At 32.0% G+C, this 19,157-nt stretch carries 22 protein-coding genes; 16 read left to right on the top strand and 6 right to left on the bottom strand.

What is annotated here, in order from left to right:
- Positions 1 to 2 precede the first annotated feature (2 nt).
- The 13 genes from GN138_RS00915 to GN138_RS00855 all read left to right on the top strand — a co-directional run bounded on the left by GN138_RS00915 (position 3) and on the right by GN138_RS00855 (position 8,196).
- The gene (locus tag GN138_RS00915) at positions 3 to 950 is read left to right on the top strand and encodes a sugar phosphate isomerase/epimerase family protein (protein WP_157361439.1); all 948 of its coding nucleotides are present in this window, start codon (positions 3 to 5) and stop codon (positions 948 to 950) included.
- Between the two features lie 13 nt (positions 951 to 963).
- Positions 964 to 1,539, top strand: coding sequence for a 3-keto-disaccharide hydrolase (locus GN138_RS00910; RefSeq protein ID WP_157361438.1), 576 nt, complete (start codon positions 964 to 966; stop codon positions 1,537 to 1,539).
- A 108-nt stretch (positions 1,540 to 1,647) separates the two neighbouring features.
- Complete coding sequence (locus tag GN138_RS00905) at positions 1,648 to 1,977, top strand: ArsR/SmtB family transcription factor (RefSeq protein ID WP_157361437.1); 330 nt, start codon at positions 1,648 to 1,650, stop codon at positions 1,975 to 1,977.
- 54 nt (positions 1,978 to 2,031) lie between these two features.
- Entirely contained in the window at positions 2,032 to 2,499 is a 468-nt protein-coding gene (locus tag GN138_RS00900; RefSeq protein WP_157361436.1) for a DUF6428 family protein, read from the top strand.
- 18 nt (positions 2,500 to 2,517) lie between these two features.
- Positions 2,518 to 3,150: an arsenate-mycothiol transferase ArsC gene (locus GN138_RS00895; protein WP_157361435.1), complete on the top strand. Its 633-nt coding sequence runs from the start codon at positions 2,518 to 2,520 to the stop codon at positions 3,148 to 3,150.
- Positions 3,151 to 3,153: 3 nt separating this feature from the next.
- Complete coding sequence (arsB, locus tag GN138_RS00890; protein WP_157361434.1) at positions 3,154 to 4,203, top strand: ACR3 family arsenite efflux transporter; 1,050 nt, start codon at positions 3,154 to 3,156, stop codon at positions 4,201 to 4,203.
- Positions 4,203 to 4,931 (top strand): metallophosphoesterase family protein, encoded by a 729-nt coding sequence (locus GN138_RS00885; protein ID WP_157361433.1) that lies wholly within the window; start codon positions 4,203 to 4,205, stop codon positions 4,929 to 4,931. The genes arsB and GN138_RS00885 overlap by 1 nt, the downstream gene beginning before the upstream one ends.
- Before the next feature lie 96 nt (positions 4,932 to 5,027).
- Positions 5,028 to 5,333 carry an ArsR/SmtB family transcription factor gene (locus tag GN138_RS00880; RefSeq protein WP_157361432.1) on the top strand — a complete coding sequence of 102 codons (306 nt, stop codon included), beginning with the start codon at positions 5,028 to 5,030 and terminating at the stop codon, positions 5,331 to 5,333.
- A gap of 49 nt (positions 5,334 to 5,382) precedes the next feature.
- Entirely contained in the window at positions 5,383 to 5,619 is a 237-nt protein-coding gene (locus GN138_RS00875) for a thioredoxin family protein (RefSeq protein ID WP_157361431.1), read from the top strand.
- 11 nt (positions 5,620 to 5,630) lie between these two features.
- Positions 5,631 to 6,038 carry an OsmC family protein gene (locus tag GN138_RS00870; RefSeq protein ID WP_157361430.1) on the top strand — a complete coding sequence of 136 codons (408 nt, stop codon included), beginning with the start codon at positions 5,631 to 5,633 and terminating at the stop codon, positions 6,036 to 6,038.
- Complete coding sequence (locus GN138_RS00865) at positions 6,031 to 7,008, top strand: permease (protein ID WP_157361429.1); 978 nt, start codon at positions 6,031 to 6,033, stop codon at positions 7,006 to 7,008. Before GN138_RS00870 ends, GN138_RS00865 begins: the two co-directional genes overlap by 8 nt.
- A 17-nt stretch (positions 7,009 to 7,025) precedes the next feature.
- Positions 7,026 to 7,466, top strand: coding sequence for a nitrophenyl compound nitroreductase subunit ArsF family protein (locus GN138_RS00860; protein ID WP_157361428.1), 441 nt, complete (start codon positions 7,026 to 7,028; stop codon positions 7,464 to 7,466).
- A gap of 19 nt (positions 7,467 to 7,485) precedes the next feature.
- Positions 7,486 to 8,196, top strand: coding sequence for an aromatic aminobenezylarsenical efflux permease ArsG family transporter (locus GN138_RS00855; protein ID WP_157361427.1), 711 nt, complete (start codon positions 7,486 to 7,488; stop codon positions 8,194 to 8,196).
- Between the two features lie 5 nt (positions 8,197 to 8,201).
- Here GN138_RS00855 and holA read toward each other — a convergent pair whose 3' ends face one another.
- The gene (holA, locus tag GN138_RS00850; RefSeq protein WP_157361426.1) at positions 8,202 to 9,206 is read right to left on the bottom strand and encodes a DNA polymerase III subunit delta; all 1,005 of its coding nucleotides are present in this window, start codon (positions 9,204 to 9,206) and stop codon (positions 8,202 to 8,204) included.
- 82 nt (positions 9,207 to 9,288) lie between these two features.
- Here holA and GN138_RS00845 point away from each other — a divergent pair, with 82 nt between their 5' ends.
- The 3 genes from GN138_RS00845 (at position 9,289) to GN138_RS00835 (ending at position 11,697) form a co-directional block, all read left to right on the top strand.
- On the top strand, positions 9,289 to 9,741 hold the full coding sequence (locus GN138_RS00845; protein WP_317162689.1) for a type I restriction enzyme HsdR N-terminal domain-containing protein: 453 nt from the start codon (positions 9,289 to 9,291) through the stop codon (positions 9,739 to 9,741).
- Positions 9,742 to 10,734, top strand: a complete 993-nt coding sequence (locus tag GN138_RS00840) for a glycosyltransferase family 2 protein (RefSeq protein WP_157361425.1) — start codon at positions 9,742 to 9,744, stop codon at positions 10,732 to 10,734.
- A 105-nt stretch (positions 10,735 to 10,839) separates the two neighbouring features.
- Positions 10,840 to 11,697, top strand: coding sequence for an OmpA/MotB family protein (locus GN138_RS00835; RefSeq protein ID WP_157361424.1), 858 nt, complete (start codon positions 10,840 to 10,842; stop codon positions 11,695 to 11,697).
- 83 nt (positions 11,698 to 11,780) lie between these two features.
- Here GN138_RS00835 and GN138_RS00830 read toward each other — a convergent pair whose 3' ends face one another.
- The 5 genes from GN138_RS00830 to GN138_RS00810 all read right to left on the bottom strand — a co-directional run bounded on the left by GN138_RS00830 (position 11,781) and on the right by GN138_RS00810 (position 19,132).
- Positions 11,781 to 13,877, bottom strand: a complete 2,097-nt coding sequence (locus GN138_RS00830) for a VWA domain-containing protein (RefSeq protein WP_157361423.1) — start codon at positions 13,875 to 13,877, stop codon at positions 11,781 to 11,783.
- 86 nt (positions 13,878 to 13,963) lie between these two features.
- Complete coding sequence (locus GN138_RS00825; protein ID WP_157361422.1) at positions 13,964 to 15,049, bottom strand: AMP-binding protein; 1,086 nt, start codon at positions 15,047 to 15,049, stop codon at positions 13,964 to 13,966.
- Positions 15,050 to 15,055: 6 nt separating this feature from the next.
- Positions 15,056 to 16,015 (bottom strand): CPBP family intramembrane glutamic endopeptidase, encoded by a 960-nt coding sequence (locus GN138_RS00820; protein WP_157361421.1) that lies wholly within the window; start codon positions 16,013 to 16,015, stop codon positions 15,056 to 15,058.
- A 2-nt stretch (positions 16,016 to 16,017) separates the two neighbouring features.
- Entirely contained in the window at positions 16,018 to 17,052 is a 1,035-nt protein-coding gene (locus GN138_RS00815; RefSeq protein WP_157361420.1) for an o-succinylbenzoate synthase, read from the bottom strand.
- 109 nt (positions 17,053 to 17,161) lie between these two features.
- A complete protein-coding gene (locus GN138_RS00810) occupies positions 17,162 to 19,132 on the bottom strand; it encodes a YgiQ family radical SAM protein (protein WP_157361419.1) in 1,971 nt (656 codons plus the stop codon).
- Between the last annotated feature and the right edge of the window lie 25 nt (positions 19,133 to 19,157).

Genomic DNA, 19,157 nt, shown 5'->3' with positions numbered 1-19,157 from the left:
CTATGAATTTATCTCGAAGAAAATTTATTAAAAAAACCGGAATTACTGTAGCTGGAATTCCTATTGCACCTTTACTAATGAATATGTCTAGTGGAATTGCAGATGACAAACCACTAGATGTTCATCTCTTCTCAAAACATTTACAGTTTTTAGATATTAAAGAAGCGGCTGAAGTTGCTGCAGAATTAGGCTTTAACGGACTAGATTTAACAGTTAGACCAAAAGGACATGTACTACCAGAAGATACACTTACTGACTTACCAAAAGCCATAAGCGATATTAATTCTGTTGGCTCTTCTTGCAAAATGATTACCACTGCTATAACTGATATTAATAATGCTTTCGATTTAGATATTATTCAAACAGCTGCCAAACATCATGTACAATTTTATAGAATGAATTGGTACAAATACCATGAAGAGATAACCATGGAAGAATCCATTGCCATCTACCAAGAACAGATTAAAAACCTAGGAGAAATTAACAAGCAACATAATATTATAGGCTGTTATCAAAACCATGCTGGTACCAAAGTTGGCGCATCATATTGGGAAATAAATCAATTATTAGAAAGCGTAAACATAGATTATTTTGGTGTTCAATACGATATTCGTCATGCTATGGTAGATGGCGGATTATCTTGGCAGAATGGATTAAAACTTCTTAATGATAACATTCAAACCATAGTATTAAAAGATTACAAATGGGCAAAGGTTAATGGAAAATACAAAGTAATAAATGTGCCTATTGGAGAAGGTATGGTAGATTTTATAAAATACTTTAAACTTCTAAAGTCTTACGGATTAAATCCACCAGTATCACTTCATTTAGAATATGATTTAGGAGGTGCAGAAAAAGGACGAAGTGAATTTAAAGTGGATAAAAAAGTGGTTTTTGATGCTATGAGATCAGATTTAAAAATGATTCAAAAACTTTGGAAGCAAGCTTAATTAAACCCAGATAATGACTAAAAATTTAGGATTAAAATTTACCATCTACTTTAGTTTATTGTTCTTAATTTTAGCATGTGAGGAATCAAAAAACTTATTTCAAGAGAACGAAAATGATTGGTCGTCTTATGGCGAAGCTAATTGGTCATTTTCTAATAACATTCTTACTGGTAAAATTAAAAAAGGAGAAGGCTACCTTATTACAAAACAACACTATAGCAATTTTGAATTAAAGTTAGAATTTAAACCAGATAGCACTATAAATTCTGGTGTTTTTATACGTTGTAATAGCGAAAACATGAATCCTGAGACATGTTACGAACTTAATATTTGGGATGTACATCCTGACCAAACGAATAGAACAGGTGCTGTTGTCGCAAGAGCAAATCCATTAGCAAATGTTTCCACAATCAACCAATGGAATACATATAGAATACTAACCAAAGAAAACCAACTGAAAGTGTGGATTAATGACACCTTAACCATTGATACTATAGATAGTTTTTCTGCAACTGGTTATATTGGTTTACAAGCCAAAGGCCATGGAGAAGTGAGTTTTAGAAATATAAACATTACTACGCTCAATTAGAATTATAGCCACTTCCCTATTCTCTTAATTTATTCACAAAAAGTTTAAAATTGTTTTGAATTTGATTTATTAATCGTAATATTGCAATAAACAAATACAACAATTAAAATGGGATTAGCTAAAACAGAAATTTTTACAGACTTACAAAATGAAATAGCTGTAATAGCTAAAGCATTTGGTCATCCTGCTCGTGTCGCTATTTTACAACATTTATTTAAAATGGATACTTGTGTATGTGGCGATTTAGTTAACGAAATAGGATTAGCCCAACCAACCATTTCTCAACATCTAAAAGAATTAAAACTTTTAGGCTTAATTAAAGGCAATGTTGAAGGCACAAGTGTTTGCTACTGTATTGACGGTGAAAATTGGACTAAAATGAAAGCCATAATAATGCAGTTTTTAGACCAAGACATTTCAAAAACAGATTGTTGCTAAAAAAATTTTGAATTTAATAATCGCAATATTGCAATAAACAAATAAAAATATATTATGAAATTATCAGAAATTAAAAACAAGCTTAAAGAATTAGAAACCATCGCGTTTCAATTACCAAATGGCGATTTGGTTCCTAGTCATTTTCACGTAACAGAAGTTGGTAAAATTACCAAAAACTTCATCGATTGTGGAGGAACCGTTAGAAACGAAGAAGTTGTAAACTTTCAACTATGGAATGCAGATGATTATGACCACAGATTACATCCTGAAAAACTAGTTGATATTATAGAACTTTCTGAAAAAGTATTAGGTATTGAAGATTTAGAAATCGAAGTAGAATACCAAGGCGATACTATTGGTAAATTCGGGTTAGATTTTAATGGTACAAATTTCTTGTTAACCAATAAACAAACAGATTGTTTAGCAAAAGATAATTGCGGAATTCCTGCAGAGAAACCAAAATTACAATTTAGAGATTTAACTGAAGAACCTTGTTGTACACCAGATGGCAACTGTTGTTAAACCTAAAAACATATTAAAATGATAACCACAAAATCCAACCTCTTTTCTGAAATAGAAACGTTAGTGCAAGGTTTAAACCCGGAAACGATTTCCGAAGAAAGAAAAACAGTCCTACAGCCATTAGTAGAATTCATTCAAAATAAGGTTTCAAATAACCAAGATATACGCATCAATTTTATTTGTACGCATAACTCACGTCGAAGTCATTTATCTCAAGTTTGGGCACAAACCATGGCACATTACTTCAACATTAAAAATGTGTTTTGTTATTCTGGCGGAACGGAAGCTACAGCACTTTTTCCAATGGTTGCTGAAACTCTAGAAAACTCTGGTTTTAAAATAAAAACGCTTTCCGAAGTTAAAAACCCAGTTTATAGCATTAAGTATGGTCAAAATGAGCATCCTATCATTGGTTTTTCTAAGAAATTAGATGATGACTTTAATCCAAAATCAGAGTTCGCTGCTATAATGACCTGTGATTCTGCAAACGAAGCTTGTCCTTTTGTTCCTGGTGCTGAAAAACGTATTCCTATTACGTTTGAAGACCCAAAGGCCTTTGATAACACACCACAACAAGCAGAAAAGTACTATGAAAGAAGTCTTCAAATTGCCACTGAATTATTTTACATTTTCTCTCAAATCAACGCATAAGTAATGAAAAAGAAATTAAGTTTTTTAGATAGTTATTTAACCGTTTGGATTTTTGCTGCCATGGCTATTGGTGTTGCAATTGGTTATTTTTTTCCATCATTTCCAGAAATTGTCAATTCATTTAGCAGCGGAAGCACTATTATTCCCATTGCAATTGGGTTAATAGTTATGATGTATCCTCCTTTAGCTAAAGTGAATTTTGCCTTACTACCTAAGGTGTTTAGAAACACAAAAATCCTATCCATTTCATTAATTCTCAACTGGATTATTGGCCCTGTTTTAATGTTCTTTTTAGCCATTATATTCTTGCGCGATTATCCAGAATATATGGTTGGATTGATTTTAATTGGTTTAGCCCGTTGTATCGCCATGGTTTTAGTTTGGAATGATTTGGCGGATGGAAGTAGCGAGTATGGTGCTGGTTTAGTAGCTTTAAACAGTATTTTTCAGGTATTTACTTATAGTTTTTATGCTTGGATTTTTATCACAGTACTTCCACCCTATTTTGGATTTGAAGGTGCCATTGTAGACATTTCTGTTGCAACTATTGCAGAAAGTGTTGCTATATATCTTGGCATTCCTTTTGTTTTAGGGATTTTAAGTCGTGTTATTTTAGTTAAATTAAAAGGCGAAGCATGGTACACTAACAAGTTTATACCAACTATTTCGCCATTAACTTTAATCGCATTACTGTTTACAATTGTCATTATGTTCTCTTTAAAAGGCGAGTTAATTGTTGAAATACCAATGGATGTTTTAATCATTGCCGTTCCTCTTTTAGTTTATTTTACTTTAATGTTTATCATTGGTTTCTTTTTTACAAAAGCAACAGGAGCAGAATACGATAAAACCACAGCTGTAGCATTTACAGCAGCAGGAAATAATTTTGAATTAGCCATAGCCGTTGCTATTGCTGTTTTTGGACTAAATTCTGGTCAGGCATTTGCAGGCGTTATTGGACCATTAGTAGAAGTGCCAGCTTTAATTTTACTGGTTCGTGTGTCCTTTTGGTTGAAAAAGAAGTACTTTGATACACCTAAAATTGTAAAGTAATGAGAATCGCTTTTTTTTCAGATATACATGCTAATTTACCAGCTTTAGAAGCGTTTTTTAAAGATGTTGATGCGGAACATGTAGATGCCATTTATTGTTTAGGCGATTTGGTTGGTTATAATGTGTGGCCAAATGAAGTCGTTAACGCAATCAGAGAGCGAAACATACCTACCATTATGGGCAACCATGACGAAGCCTTGTTGTTACCTATTGTTCAAGAATCAAAACCATCTAACAAAGGTTTAACGCGTGCAATGGTTTCAGATGAAAATAGAAATTACCTTATTAATCTACCTAGACATTTAGCACTCAATTTTATGACTAATCAAGAACCATTTAATTTATTAATGGTTCATGGTAGCGTAAAAGCAATTAACGATTATATGGTTGTTGATTATCCGGAAGCTGAAGTTTTACAAATGATGAACTCCCATAAAGCAGATGTATTGTTATGTGGACATACGCACAAACCCTTTCATCGTATTATAAAAAGCGAAAATGGTTACAAACATGTTGTAAATATTGGTTCCGTTGGGAAACCAAAAGATGGCGATTCTAGACTTTGTTATGCTATTTTAGAACTCAATCAAAATACTATACCCTCTAATCCTGAAGCTATAAAGGTAACCTTTAAAAGAGCAGAATACGATGTTGAAAAAGCAGCAAAGGCTGTTGAAAACAGTGAATTTAGTACTGCTTATGCTGAAGCATTAAGAGTTGCTAAATAATAAGAACTAATAAAATCAAAATTTATATGAAATGTGACAAATGTCACATTTCTTTTTAATAACCAATCGTACATTTGCGATAGACAATTTAATTAGATGAAACGAAATTTAGAACCTATAACTTATAAAGCAGATACAAAAGCCTTAGCTAAATTTGCAAAAGCCTTAGCGCATCCTACTCGTATAGCCATATTAAATTATTTAGATAAGCAATCTTGTTGTTTTACGGGCGATTTGGTAGATGTTTTTCCTTTAGCACAATCTACAATTTCTCAACATTTAAAAGAATTAAAAAATGCCGGATTAATTCAAGGCGAATTAAAATCTCCTAAAATAAAATATTGTATTAACCAAGAAAACTGGAATACAGCTAAAACATTATTTCAGCAATTTTTTGAATAATATTATTTATAAATCAATCGTCTATTGGCGATAAACAAATTAAATTATTATGAGCAAAGTAATTAAAATCTTAGGTACAGGTTGTCCAAAATGTAAATCAATGACAGGTATTGTCAGTGATGTAATAAAAGAAAATAACATCGATGCTACTATTGAAAAAGTTGAAGACATTATGGAAATCATGAAATTCAACGTTATGTCTACACCTGCTTTAGTGATAGATGATGTTATTACCATAAAAGGCAGAATCCCTTCTAAAAGCGAAGTACTCGCCTTACTGAATTAAACACATGTATTATGAATTATCAAATTGATGCGTCTTCAAAAGTTAATGAAGACGCTGTTATTCATATAAAAGCATCTAATATTGAATTTGGTACGACTTCAAAAACGGCTAAAATTCTTCCTAATCCAGCGGAATTATTTTTGGGTTCATTTGCTGCTTGTATGCTAAAAAATGTTGAACGTTTTTCAGAGATGATGAAATTTAACTATACAAAAACGACACTTAAAGTTAATGCCACACGATTAGAAAATCCACCAAGAATGGAAGATTTAGTCTATAAATTAACCATCTATACCGACGACCAAAAGCTAAATACTGCTTTATTAAAAAAGAACATTGAAAAGCATGGTACTATTTATAATACTATAAAATTGTCTTGTCATATTGAAGGAACCATTAAAACACTTCAAAATGTTTGATTGGATACAAAACTTAGCAGACTGGACAGTTTATGATGTTTTAGAACTAGATAAAGGAGCTCACTTATCAGAAGCGCTCAACTTCTTTATTTACGATACTATTAAGATTTTACTCTTACTCTTCGTCATTATCTTTATAATGGGAATAGTAAATAGTTATTTTCCTATTGACAAGGTTAAAAACTACTTATCTCGCAACAAATTATATGGCTTAGAATACCTTATGGCTAGTCTATTTGGCGTGGTTACACCATTTTGCTCTTGCTCCTCAGTGCCTTTGTTTATAGGCTTTGTAAGAGGTGGAATTCCGTTAGGTGTTACTTTTGCTTTTCTCATTACTTCGCCTCTAGTTAACGAAGTTGCCATTGGACTCTTTATTGGGCTTTTTGGGTTAAAAACAACTTTAATCTATGTAGCTAGTGGAATTTTATTAGGAACAATATCTGGTTTTATACTTCAGAAATTTAAATTAGATAAATACTTAACACCATGGGTTAAGGAAATTTTAGCCAATGCCCAAAAAGAACAAGATGCCTTTATTGCAGATAAAAAATCTTTAAAAGATAGATTGCCTGTTATTTGGGATGAAGTAAAAACCATTTTAAAAGGTGTTATTCCTTATGTCGTTGTTGGTATTGCCATTGGTGGCTTAATGCATGGTTATATTCCCGAAGGTTTTTTTGAAAAATACATGGCTAAAGATAACATCTTTGCCGTGCCAATTGCTACTATATTAGCGGTTCCTATGTACTCTAATGCTTCTGGTATTTTACCTGTTGCTCAAGTTTTAGTTGCCAAAGGCATTCCGTTAGGTACTGCAATAGCATTTATGATGGGTGTTGTTGGCTTATCCTTACCAGAAGCCATGCTTTTAAAGAAAGTAATGTCTTTAAAGCTTATTGCTATTTTCTTTAGTGTTGTCACTTTATGCATTATCATTTCGGGTTACTTATTCAACATATTACTATAAACTTTAATCAATAAAAAATGAAAAAAACAATTAAAATTTTAGCTTCACTAATCATAATAGTACTGCTAACGGCTTGTAATGGTCAAACCAAAACCAGCAATAAAACTATAGATAATTCGGTTTCTAAAATTGAAGTTTACGACTTCCACTCTACGCATAGATGCATGACGTGCAATGCCATTGAGACCAATACAAAATATACTTTAGATACGTATTTTGCTAACGAATTAAAAGCTAATAAAATTACGTTTCAAGTAGTCAATGTAGATGAAGAAAAGAATGAAAGTATTGCTGAAAAATTTGAAGCCTCAGGTACCGCATTAATCTTAAATGTTATTAAAGATGGAAAAGAAACAAAAATCGATTTAACAGAATTTGCTTTTATGAACGGAACTAACCAAGAGGCCTTTTCTTCTGAACTTAAAGCCAAATTAGATACCGAATTGAAAGCGCTTTAATTTCGCTAGAATCTACAGCATGGACTTTTTACAATCGCTTTTAGAGAATTATAATATTCCTATTTTATCAGCTCTTATACTCGGATTAATGACAGCCATTAGTCCGTGTCCTTTAGCGACTAATATTACTGCAACAGCTTTTATTTCTAAAAACATTTCGAGCAAGAAAAAAGTATTTTTAAGTGGTTTGTTATATTCCTTAGGTAGAGGGTTTAGTTATACAACCATTGGATTAATACTATATTTTGGCGCAAGTAAATTTCATATTGCACGTTTTTTTAATCAGAATGGCGAAAAGTATTTGGGGCCTTTATTGATTATTATAGGATTGATAATGTTAAATATTATTAAGCTTAATTTCTTAGGAAAATCTAATTTTCAAGAAAAATTATCCGAAAAATTTATAAACAAAGGGCTTTTAGGCTCCTTTTTAATTGGAGTTGTTTTTGCTTTAGCCTTTTGTCCTTATAGTGGAGCATTGTTTTTTGGCATGCTTATTCCCATGACCATAGCATCTGCAGATGGATTATATTTGCCCATTGTATTCGCTTTTGGAACAGGTTTGCCTGTTATACTATTCACATACTTATTAGCTTTTACTGCAGGAAAAGTTGGAGTCTTTTACAACCGAATTACTAAAATTGAAAAAATAATGCGTTTGGTTGCAGGTGTTGTATTTATAATCACTGGCTTGTATTACGTTGCTATTTTTACAGGAATTATAAAATAGAAAAATCAACCTAATATTTTAACTAACAACTCCTTAAGCAAATCGCCTTGAGGTGTTGCATTAGCACCTACACCTTTGCTTTTTACATCAAAATCTCGTAGGACACCAATGACATAACTTACCTTTTTCATCGGATAATTACGTGCTGCATCTAAATACTCATTAACAAAATAAGGGTTCACTTTTAGAGCAGATGCAACAGTCCTTGGGTTTCTATCAGACATACCATGAAGATGTAATAATTGCGAAAAGAAACCAAACAATAAAGACACGGTTACAACCATAGGATTGTCCTTAGGATTGTCTGCAAAATACTTAGCAATTTTATGGGCTTTTACAACATTACGTTGACCAACCGCTTTACGCAATTCAAAATTATTATAGTCTTTACTTATTCCTATGTTTTCTTCAATGTGTTCTGGAGTAATCTGTGTTCCTGCAGGTAAGACGATTTTAAGTTTACTGAGCTCGTTGTCAATTTTCCCTAAATCCGTACCCAAAAATTCAACCAACATTTGTGCTGCTTTTGGTGAGATATCGTATTTCTGACCAGCAAGTACACGTCGTATCCAATCTGCAACTTGGTTCTCGTACATTTTTTTACTCTCATAAACCACACCAACCTTATTTATAGCTTTATACAACGCTTTACGCTTGTCTAACTTTTTGTACTTATAGTTAAGCACTAAAACGGTTGTTGGTTGCGGATTTGCAGCATATTTCGCTAGTTTCTCAATAGTTCTGCTTAAGTCCTGGGCTTCTTTTACAATAACAACTTGTCGCTCTGCCATCATTGGATAACGCTTAGCATTACTGACAATATCATCTATGGTAATATCTCTACCATAAAGCACCATTTGGTTAAACCCTTTTTCTGCTTCATCTAATACATTATCTTCAATAAAATCAGACACTTTATCAATGTAATAAGCCTCCTCACCCATTAAAAAATAAATAGGTTTTATGTCGCCTTTTTTTATTGCAGTAACTATTTGTTTTGCTTCGTCCAAAAATGTAAAAATTACAAGTTTATAATTTGTACTTTGGATATTGCGTCTATGTCCTTAAATTTGAACCAAATCAGTAATTTTAGTGTTTCAAGAGCTCAACTTTCCAAAGTTTGAATACCGTTTCAAAAGTACAGAAAATAAAGTTTCTATTTTTGATGTCATTCGTAAAAAATTCATCATACTTCAACCCGAAGAATGGGTACGACAACATTGTGTTCATTTTTTAATCAACGACAAAAACTACCCTAAATCACTGATTAATGTTGAAAAAGAGCTCACCATTAATGGCTTAAAAAAACGTTATGATATTGTTATTTTTAATCCTGATGGCAGTATTTTTTTAATTGTAGAATGTAAATCGCATAGCATAAAAATAGACCAAACTACTTTTGACCAAATTGCACGCTATAACCTTGTTTTAAATGCGACGTATTTAATGGTAACTAACGGTTTAAATCATTATTATTGTAAAATGGATATGGAACAAGAACGTTATTCGTTTTTAAAGGAAATTCCTGCTTATAAATCCCTATAAATGCTTCAAACAAAAGACTTAGCTGTTGTTATTTTAAACTGGAATGGACAAGCATTGCTAGAACAATTTTTGCCTTCAGTTTTAAAATATTCTAATGATGCTGTGGTTTATCTTGTAGATAATGCCTCTACAGATGATTCAATTGACTACGTATCTGAAACCTTTCCTACAGTTAAAATCATTAAAAACACTGAAAATGGTGGCTATGCTAAAGGTTATAATGAAGCTTTAAAACAAGTTGAAGAGCCATTATTTTGCTTGCTAAATAGTGATATTGAAGTTACAAAAAATTGGCTTCAGCCTATTGTATCAGAATTTAACACCAACGAAAATACGGCTATTATTCAACCCAAAATATTAGATTTTAAAAATAAAACGCAGTTTGAATATGCCGGAGCAGCAGGTGGCTTTATTGATAAATATGGTTATCCTTATTGCAGAGGCCGTATTTTTGACACCCTAGAACAAGACAAAGGACAATACAACGATACAAAAGCTATTTTTTGGGCTTCTGGAGCATGTTTGTTTATTAGAAATTCTGTTTTTAAAACTTTAAATGGTTTTGATGAAAGTTATTTTGCACATATGGAAGAAATAGATTTGTGCTGGCGCGCTTTTAACAACAATTACAACGCTAAATATATTGGTAATTCTGTAGTTTATCATATTGGTGGTGCCACTCTAAGCAATATAAACCCAAAAAAAACCTATCTAAATTTTAGAAATAGCCTCTTTACACTTTTTAAAAATGTAGATGCTAATTTAATAGCTATTATTTGGGTTAGAATGGTGTTAGATGGTATTGCTGGTATTCGGTTTTTATTTCAATTTAAACCAGCTTTTTTATTTGCTATTTTAAAAGCACATTTTTCATTTTACAAGAATTTGCCACGTCTTATAAAACAACGAAAAAAAATTTCTAAACGCTCAGGTTATTTTGAAACCAAATCTATTGTTTGGTCTTATTTTACAAAGCAAAGAACTACCTTTTAGGTGTTTATAAAAACTGTTAAAGTTTATGTTAATCCATACACCATGGACTCTTCTTTTCCATAATTTTGTTGTGTTAAAACTAAAATTTTAAACAATCATTAAATTATGAAAAAACTAATAGTATTAAGTGCATGTTCAATGTTATTTTTAGCCTCTTGTGTGTCTAAGAAAGAGCATATTGCCTTACAAGAAAAATATCAAGAAACTCAAGATTTATTAAATACAGCTACTGTAAAATTAAATAGTTGCTTGTCTGATGTAGCGGCTGCCAATGCAAGAGTAGAAACAATGAAAGACCAATTAGCTGATTTACGTAAAGCAAATCAAGATTTAATTGATACTAAAGGTAACTTAACAACTTTAACTCAAAAGGGTGCTGAAAATCTTGAAAAATCTTTAGAAAGTTTAAAGGAACGTGATTTAAAAATCACAAGATTACAAGATGCTTTAACTAAAAAAGATAGTGTAACACTTGCTGTTGTAACAAGTCTTAAAAAAGCAGTTGGTATTAGTGATCCAGATATAGAAATTAATGTAGAAAAAGGTGTAGTATTTATCTCAATTGCTGATAAATTATTATTTAAGAGTGGAAGCTACAACGTAACTACAAGAGCTAATGAAATATTAGGTAAAGTTGCTAAGGTTATTAACAGTAAGCCAGATTTTGAAGCTATGGTAGAGTCACACACTGATAATGTGCCATATAACAAGCCACCATTAATTGATAACTGGGATTTAAGTGTAAAACGTGCAACATCTGTAGTAAGAGTTTTAGAAAGCTTAGGTGTTAATTCTCAACAATTAATTGCTTCTGGACGTAGTTCTTATGTGCCTTTAGTAGAAAATGATACTGCTGAAAATAGAGCAAAAAACAGACGTACACGTATTGTTGTATTGCCTAAAATTGACCAATTCTATGAAATGGTTGAATCTGAAATGAAAAACTTATCTGAAGGAAACTAATCCTTACAGATATTACAATACAGAAAACCCAATGCCAATGCATTGGGTTTTTTATTTAATACAATTATTAAAAAGATTCCTTCTTAGTTTAAATTATCATAAGCTTTAACAAGTCTTATAAATTCTGCTCTATAACCTTCTTTATCCTCTCCTCTTCCTAATTCTGCTAATTGAATCACCTGAGATAATGGTGCTTCATTAAAATATTTAGACTGTCTTAATTGCATACCAAATAAGGCAACTGCCGAAGCAAAATTCATATCAACAGAAGCTTCAGAAATGCCACTATGTTGTATGTGCTCTATTTGTATACTTACATCTTCTGTTGGTTTTTTGTATCTAAACTTCACAGTAAATAATTCATCTTTAAAGTTTTCAGTTTGTGCGGATGAAGTATATTTTAATTTTGGTGCCTTTTTTAAATAATCATTTTCAACGCCAATAGGAATAACTTCGTACAACGCAGTTACGGTATGTCCACTTCCTAATTCGCCAGCATCTTTAGTATCATCTATAAAATCTTCATCTGCCAAAAGCCTATTTTCATAGCCAATTAATCGGTAGGCCTGTACTTTTTGTGGATTAAATTCTATTTGAATTTTTACATCCTTTGCTATAGTATACAACGTACCACCAAATTCTTTACCAAAGACTTTTTGAGCCTCTTGCATATTATCAATGTACGCATGGTTTCCGTTTCCTTTATCAGCTAAAGTTTCTAACTTAGAATCTTTGTAATTTCCGTAACCAAATCCTAAAACCGAAAGAAACACACCAGAATTACGTTTTTCTTCAATTAATTTTTTCATGGCTTTATCACTAGAAGCACCAACATTAAAATCACCATCTGTTGCTAATATAACTCTATTATTACCATCTTTTTTAAAATTCTTTTCTGCTAATTTATAAGCCAAATCAATTCCTGCACCACCTGCTGTTGAGCCACCAGCATTTAAATTATCTAAAGCATTTAAAATGGTTTGTTTTTGATTTCCTGAAGTTGGCTCTAAAACCACACCTGCTGCACCAGCATAAACCACAATTGATACCTTGTCTTTTTCTCGCAATTGATTAACTAATAATTTAAAAGCACTTTTTAATAAAGGTAATTTGTTCTGAGAACTCATGGAACCAGATACATCAATTAGAAAAGTTAAGTTAGATGGAGGTAAATTATTATTTTCGTATGTTTTACCTTGCAAACCAATTCTAACCAATTGTGTATCTGCGTGCCAAGGCGTTTTTACAACTTCTGTATGTATTGAAAATGGATGTTCATCTTCTGGCTGTGGATAACTATAATTGAAATAATTTACCATTTCTTCAAGCTTTACAGCATCTGGTACTATTCTTTGCCCATTGTTTATCATGCGTCTAACATTACTGTAGCCTGCTTTATCTACATCTATTGAAAATGTGGACAATGGTGTTAATCCTGATATCTTAAACGGATTTTCATGAATTTCCGCGTAAGTCTCTGTGTTTGTTTCTTTATAAGTTTTGGTATGAGAAGAAATCTGCACAGCACCATTACCAGCTCTTGATCCATAAATAGCTGTAGCTTCGCTATCTTTTAGAACCGTTATACTTTCAATATCGTTTGGATCTATACTATTTATATCACCATTAAAAGGCACACCATCAACGATTATTAGAGGTTTATTATTTCCATTAATAGTACCAATTCCTCTAATTCTAACATTTGCATTAGTTCCTGGTTGACCAGAACCACTAGTTATATTTATTCCTGAAACTTGTCCTTGTAATGTTTGAGCTAAATTGGCATTGGGTCTTCTTTTAGTTTCAGTACGCACTGATGAGACCGCTCTTGTATAGGCTTGTTTTTGGTATGTGCCATAACCTACAACGACAACTTCATCTAACGTTAAATCATCTACTAGCATTGAAATATCAATGACTATTGCTTCATTCACTTTTTTAGTTACCGTTTTATAACCTAAAAAACTAAATTTTAACACATCCTCTGGTTTTACTTTTATGGAATATTTTCCATCAAAATTAGTTTGTGTGCCTTGAGACGTTCCACCAACAGTTACAGTTACACCAGGTAAAGGCGTGCCATCAAAATCGGCAGTTACGGTTCCGGTAATTGTTTTTTCTTGAGATTGTAATTGCCAGGCGGACAATATGATACAGCAAATAAGAATAAAATTTTTCATGTGAGTTGATTTATAAGTTTGTGTAAACCTATATACAATCACTATGAAATAAAACTAGTAATGAGTAAAGTATGCAATTGAGTGAGTTAACCTTCTAATACAGAATTAATCGTTTTTTTTCGTTGAATTTTACCATTAACAGTTTCTAAAAATCGATCTATAAAATAAATTTTCTTTGGAACTTCAAATTTTGTTAGGCCTTTTAAAAATTTAATTCTTTCTGCAATACTTTCTTTTGAATCGCGCGGATTTTCAACAATTAAAATCAATTTCTCACCTAATTCTGCATCTTCTTCACCTGCAAGAATAAAGCGTTCATCAATAACAGGTTGAAGCTTCTCTTCAATTTGCTCAGGAAATAATTTTACACCTCCAGAATTCACCACATTATCAAAACGACCTAAAAGTTTAAAACTAGTTTCTGACTTTAAATCAACAATATCATTAGTTACCAAAGTTTCTTTTACTAATTTTGGTGCTTGAATTACTAGACAATTTCTTTCGTCTTGTTTAAATTTTACATTTTCTAAAGCATTAAAAAATGGTTCCTTTTCGCCAGATTTAGATTCTAAAGACCTCACTGCAACATGCGTTACTGTTTCTGTCATTCCGTAAGTTTCATAAAATCTTGGTTCGCAGTTTTTAATTTTTTCAAGTAAGGGTTTAGTTACCTTAGATCCTCCAACAATAATGGTTTTAATATTTTGAATATGATTAATAGTATGCTTTAATTGCAACGGAATCATAGCACAGAAATCGTAAGGCACTTCATAATCGAAAATAGGATGACCTGAAGGCTCTACAAAATCTATTTCTAATCCTAATACTAAAGCACGTACAAACATCATCTTTCCTGCTATAAAATGACTCGGTAAACAATGCAAAGCTTTATCTCCTGGTTCTAAACCAAAAAAGTTACCTGTTGCAATGGCAGAGTTTACCATAGCTTGCTTTTTTAATTTAATCTGTTTTGGATAACCCGTAGAACCAGAAGTATTAACAATTAAAAAATCTTTATTATTTAACCAATCTATTAAAAAATTTCCTGTTATTCTTTCGTAGGGTTTACCTTCTTTTATAAGACTATAGGCCACTTCTTTTAACTCTTCGTGTTTAAAATGAAGTCCGTTAAACTTAAAACGATTATGTACTTTTTCGTATGTTGGTGTCATAATTTCTTATTCAATTATTTTATAATCTTCTTTTGGAGGCTCAGAGACTTTTCCGAATAATTTTTCTTTCCAATTAGTCCATCCATACATTTTAGACAGAATGAATAACAAGATAGGAAAAATAACAAATACTGGTACAATAATATCTACTAATGCTGCTTCTGTTGGATCCGAAGTATCTTTTAAAATGGAATACGTTTGAAATGCTGTCCAATCTGCTGTTACCAATAAAGCTGTAAACAAATTGTTAGCTGCATGAAATCCAAGTGCTAATTCCATGCCTTCATCCATTAAAGTGATAATACCTAAAAACAAACCTGTACCAATATAATATATCATTATTACATTGCCTAATTTTTCAACCTCAGGGTTTGCAATATGAAGCATACCAAAAATAAAAGATGTTACTAATAAAGGAAACCATTTGGTTTTAGTAATTACGCCTAAACCTTGCATTAAATACCCTCTAAATAAATATTCTTCACAACTGGTTTGAAGTGGAACTAAGGCTATAGCGATAACACTGAGTATTAAGAAGTTCTTTAAATCAAAATTCCAAACATAGTTTTCTGGTGTCATAAAATAATCAACTAAAACTAATCCAGATGATAAAATTCCCCAAGCAAAAAATATAACCCAAAAACGTTTCCAATCGATTTTTTTACGTGCTGTAGTTAATTGCGTTATGGTCATTTTATGTAACCATTTGTTTACCGCAAATATGCCTACTAAACCAACTGCAAATGACAATAACATTAGCGCTAAATTGAGATTAGATTCTAAAACACCCATCATTGTGCTTTCGTCTAATTCAAATATATTTAGACCTTGATTATTCGCTTCAATAAAAGCAGCAACTGTAAACGGTATCTGACCAGCTATTACAAAAATGATAATAATAATTGTACCTACGAGATATCTCCATCCTTCATGTAATCCTTTGTAGGCTTGTTGTATGTAATTCATGCTTATAAATTAAATTTCCAGGGTTGTTTTAAATTGTATTGCAAAGTACCATTTTTTACTGTTAATGGCGAAGAAAAATTGTTGGTATATAAACTTCCGGTTCCTAAACCTTGTGGCATTTTACTTTTTAAAGTGTAGGTCCATTGTGAGATGGCATTTAAGCCTACATTGCTTTCTAAAGCACTTGTAATCCACCAATCTATATTTAAATTTTCAGCAAAATCTATCCATTGTTGGCTTCCTTCAAATCCACCAACCAAACTTGGCTTTAAAATAATGTACTGCGGTTTTATAGTCTGTAATACATTTTGCTTCTCCTCTTTTTTAAAAATACCTATTAATTCTTCGTCTAAAGCAATTGGTAAAGGCGTCTCTTGGCACAATTGAGCCATAACCTCAAATTGCTTAGGTTTTATAGGTTGCTCTATGGAATGTAATTGGTATTCTGAAAGTCGTTTTAGTTTCTCTAAAGCATTATTTGGTAAAAAAGCGCCATTGGCATCTACTCGCAATTCTATGTCGTTAACAGAAAATTCTTTTCGGATAGATTTTAAAATATTTAATTCCGTTTGAAATTCAATGGCTCCAATTTTTAGCTTTATACAATCAAAACCAGCTTCAATCTTTTCTTTTATTTGGGTACGCATAAATTCCTCACTTCCCATCCAAACTAAACCATTTATTGGGATTGCGTCTTGACCTTTTGTAAAATCTGATGGAAATAATTCAAACTGATTTGTGCTTTCTAAAGATTTAAAAGCGGTTTCTAGTCCAAATTGAATACTTGGGAACTCGATGAGTTTGTCTAAAAGGATATTTAAACCTAAATGAATGTTATCGCAAGTCCATTTTAAGGTAGTTTCATAATTTGGTCTATCATCAATAGATAAGCCTCTTAAAATACCACACTCACCTACTCCAGTTTTACCGTTTTGTTCTATAACAATAAACCAAGTTTCTTTGGTAGTCATTACACCTCTCGATGTTCCGCTTGGTCGTTTAAACTCTAAATTATATTTGTGGTAGGTTGCTTTCATTTATTCCATCAAAAATAGCTAATAATAAAAATATGAATTACCTATTAAACCGAAATTATTTAGGATTGAATTAAATTTATTTTTAAAGCCAATAAACCAAAACATACTTCTATCGTCGCTTCTTACGAGACTTATGTTTCCGTTTTCTGCGAGAACCACTAGAAGAATTAGATTTTGTTGTAGGTACAGCGTCATCAAACGTATTTTTAACAGCTTTAAGATTCACACTTTTCCAACCTTTACTTTCTTGTTCTGGAACTAAAGCTTCTACCAAATCTTTTCGACCTACTTTATTTAAGGTCTTTTTTATCCAATCTCTATTTTCTTTTTTATACCAAAAGAAGAAACGATGTTGATCATCTTTCTCTTTTTTAGTTTTTGGTGTCTTGGTTGGTTTCAAAGTATATGGATGATAACCACTATAATAAATCACAGTAGCAACCGTCATTGGTGTTGGTGTAAACCCTTGTACTTGTTCTAACTGAAAGCCCATATCTTTGGTTTCTGCAGCTAAGTTTGCCATATCTTCTACTTCACAAGCAGGATGATTTGAAATAAAATAAGGAATCAACTGCAACTTTAAACCTTTTTTAATGTTGATTTTATCAAAACGCTCTTTAAACTTATGAAAATAAGTAAACGAAGGTTTACGCATTAGCTTTAAAACAGGATCAGAGGTATGTTCTGGAGCAACTTTTAATCGCCCAGAAATATGTTTAGTCATGACTTCTTCTGTATAATCATCTAACTCTTTTGCATCAGCATTTTTATTGAATTCTGGCACCAACATATCATGCCTAATTCCGCTACCAATAAAAGATTTTTTTACCTTAGGGTGCTTATCTACAGCCTGATATAACTCTGTTAATGGCTTATGAGACGTATCTAAATTACTACAGATTACAGGCGAAATACAAGAAGGTGCCACACATTTATCGCAAATAGATTGCACTTTTCCCTTCATCTTATACATATTGGCAGATGGTCCTCCAATATCTGACAAATAGCCTTTAAAGTCTGGCATATTTGCTACCTTATCTACTTCTTTTAAAACCGATTCTTGACTACGACTAGCTATAAATTTTCCTTGATGTGCTGAAATAGTACAAAAACTACAACCTCCAAAACAACCACGATGTATATTTATAGAAAACTTAATCATTTCAAACGCAGGAATTGGCCCACGTTTATTGTACTTAGGATGCGGTAAACGCGTATAAGGTAAATCAAAAGAAGCATCAATTTCTTCTTCTAACATGGTAGGAAACGGTGGATTAATCACCAACATTTTATCATTAACCTGCTGAAAAATTCTGTTAGCTTTAAGCTTATTAGATTCTTGCTCAATAACCTTAAAATTTGATGCAAATTTTTTCTTATCGTTTAAACATACCGTATGCGAATGAATTTCTACATCTTCCCAATTCTTATTTTTAGGAATCGCTTCATCCTTATCTAATAAAATCGCTGTTTGTTTAATCGTTTTTAAACTAGAAAACGGTACACCTTTTTGTAACAACTCCACTACTTCTCGTAATGGTTGTTCTCCCATACCATAAACAAGCATGTCTGCTTTAGAGGTTTCTAAAATGGTTGGTAATAGTTTGTCGCTCCAATAGTCATAATGGGTTACACGACGTAATGAGGCTTCTATACCACCAATTAAAACGGGAACATCTGGAAACTTCTCTTTAAGAATCTTAGAATAAACAGAAGTTGCATAATCTGGTCTAAATCCTTTATCTCCATTTGGTGTATATGCATCTTTATCACGACGTTTTTTAGTTGCCGTATAATTACTTACCATAGGATCCATACAACCACCTGTAACCCCAAAAAACAATCTTGGTGTTCCTAGTTTAGTAAAATCTTGTAAATTGTCATGTACACTTGGTTGTGGAACAATAGCCACCTTTAAACCGTAACTTTCTAAAATACGACCAATTACAGCAGGACCAAAAGAAGGATGGTCTACATAAGCATCTCCACTGAAGAGTATAACATCTAATTCGTCCCAACCTCTTAGTTTTACTTCTTTATTAGTTGTTGGCAGCCAATCTGTAAGTTGATTCGTTTTCATAGTGCTGCAAAGATACAGCTAAAAT

Origin of the sequence: Winogradskyella endarachnes, assembly GCF_009741275.1 — a bacterium.
Classification (GTDB): domain Bacteria; phylum Bacteroidota; class Bacteroidia; order Flavobacteriales; family Flavobacteriaceae; genus Winogradskyella; species Winogradskyella endarachnes.
The sequence above is the reverse complement of the archived record's forward strand: the minus strand, read 5'-3'. Positions and strand labels throughout refer to the sequence as shown.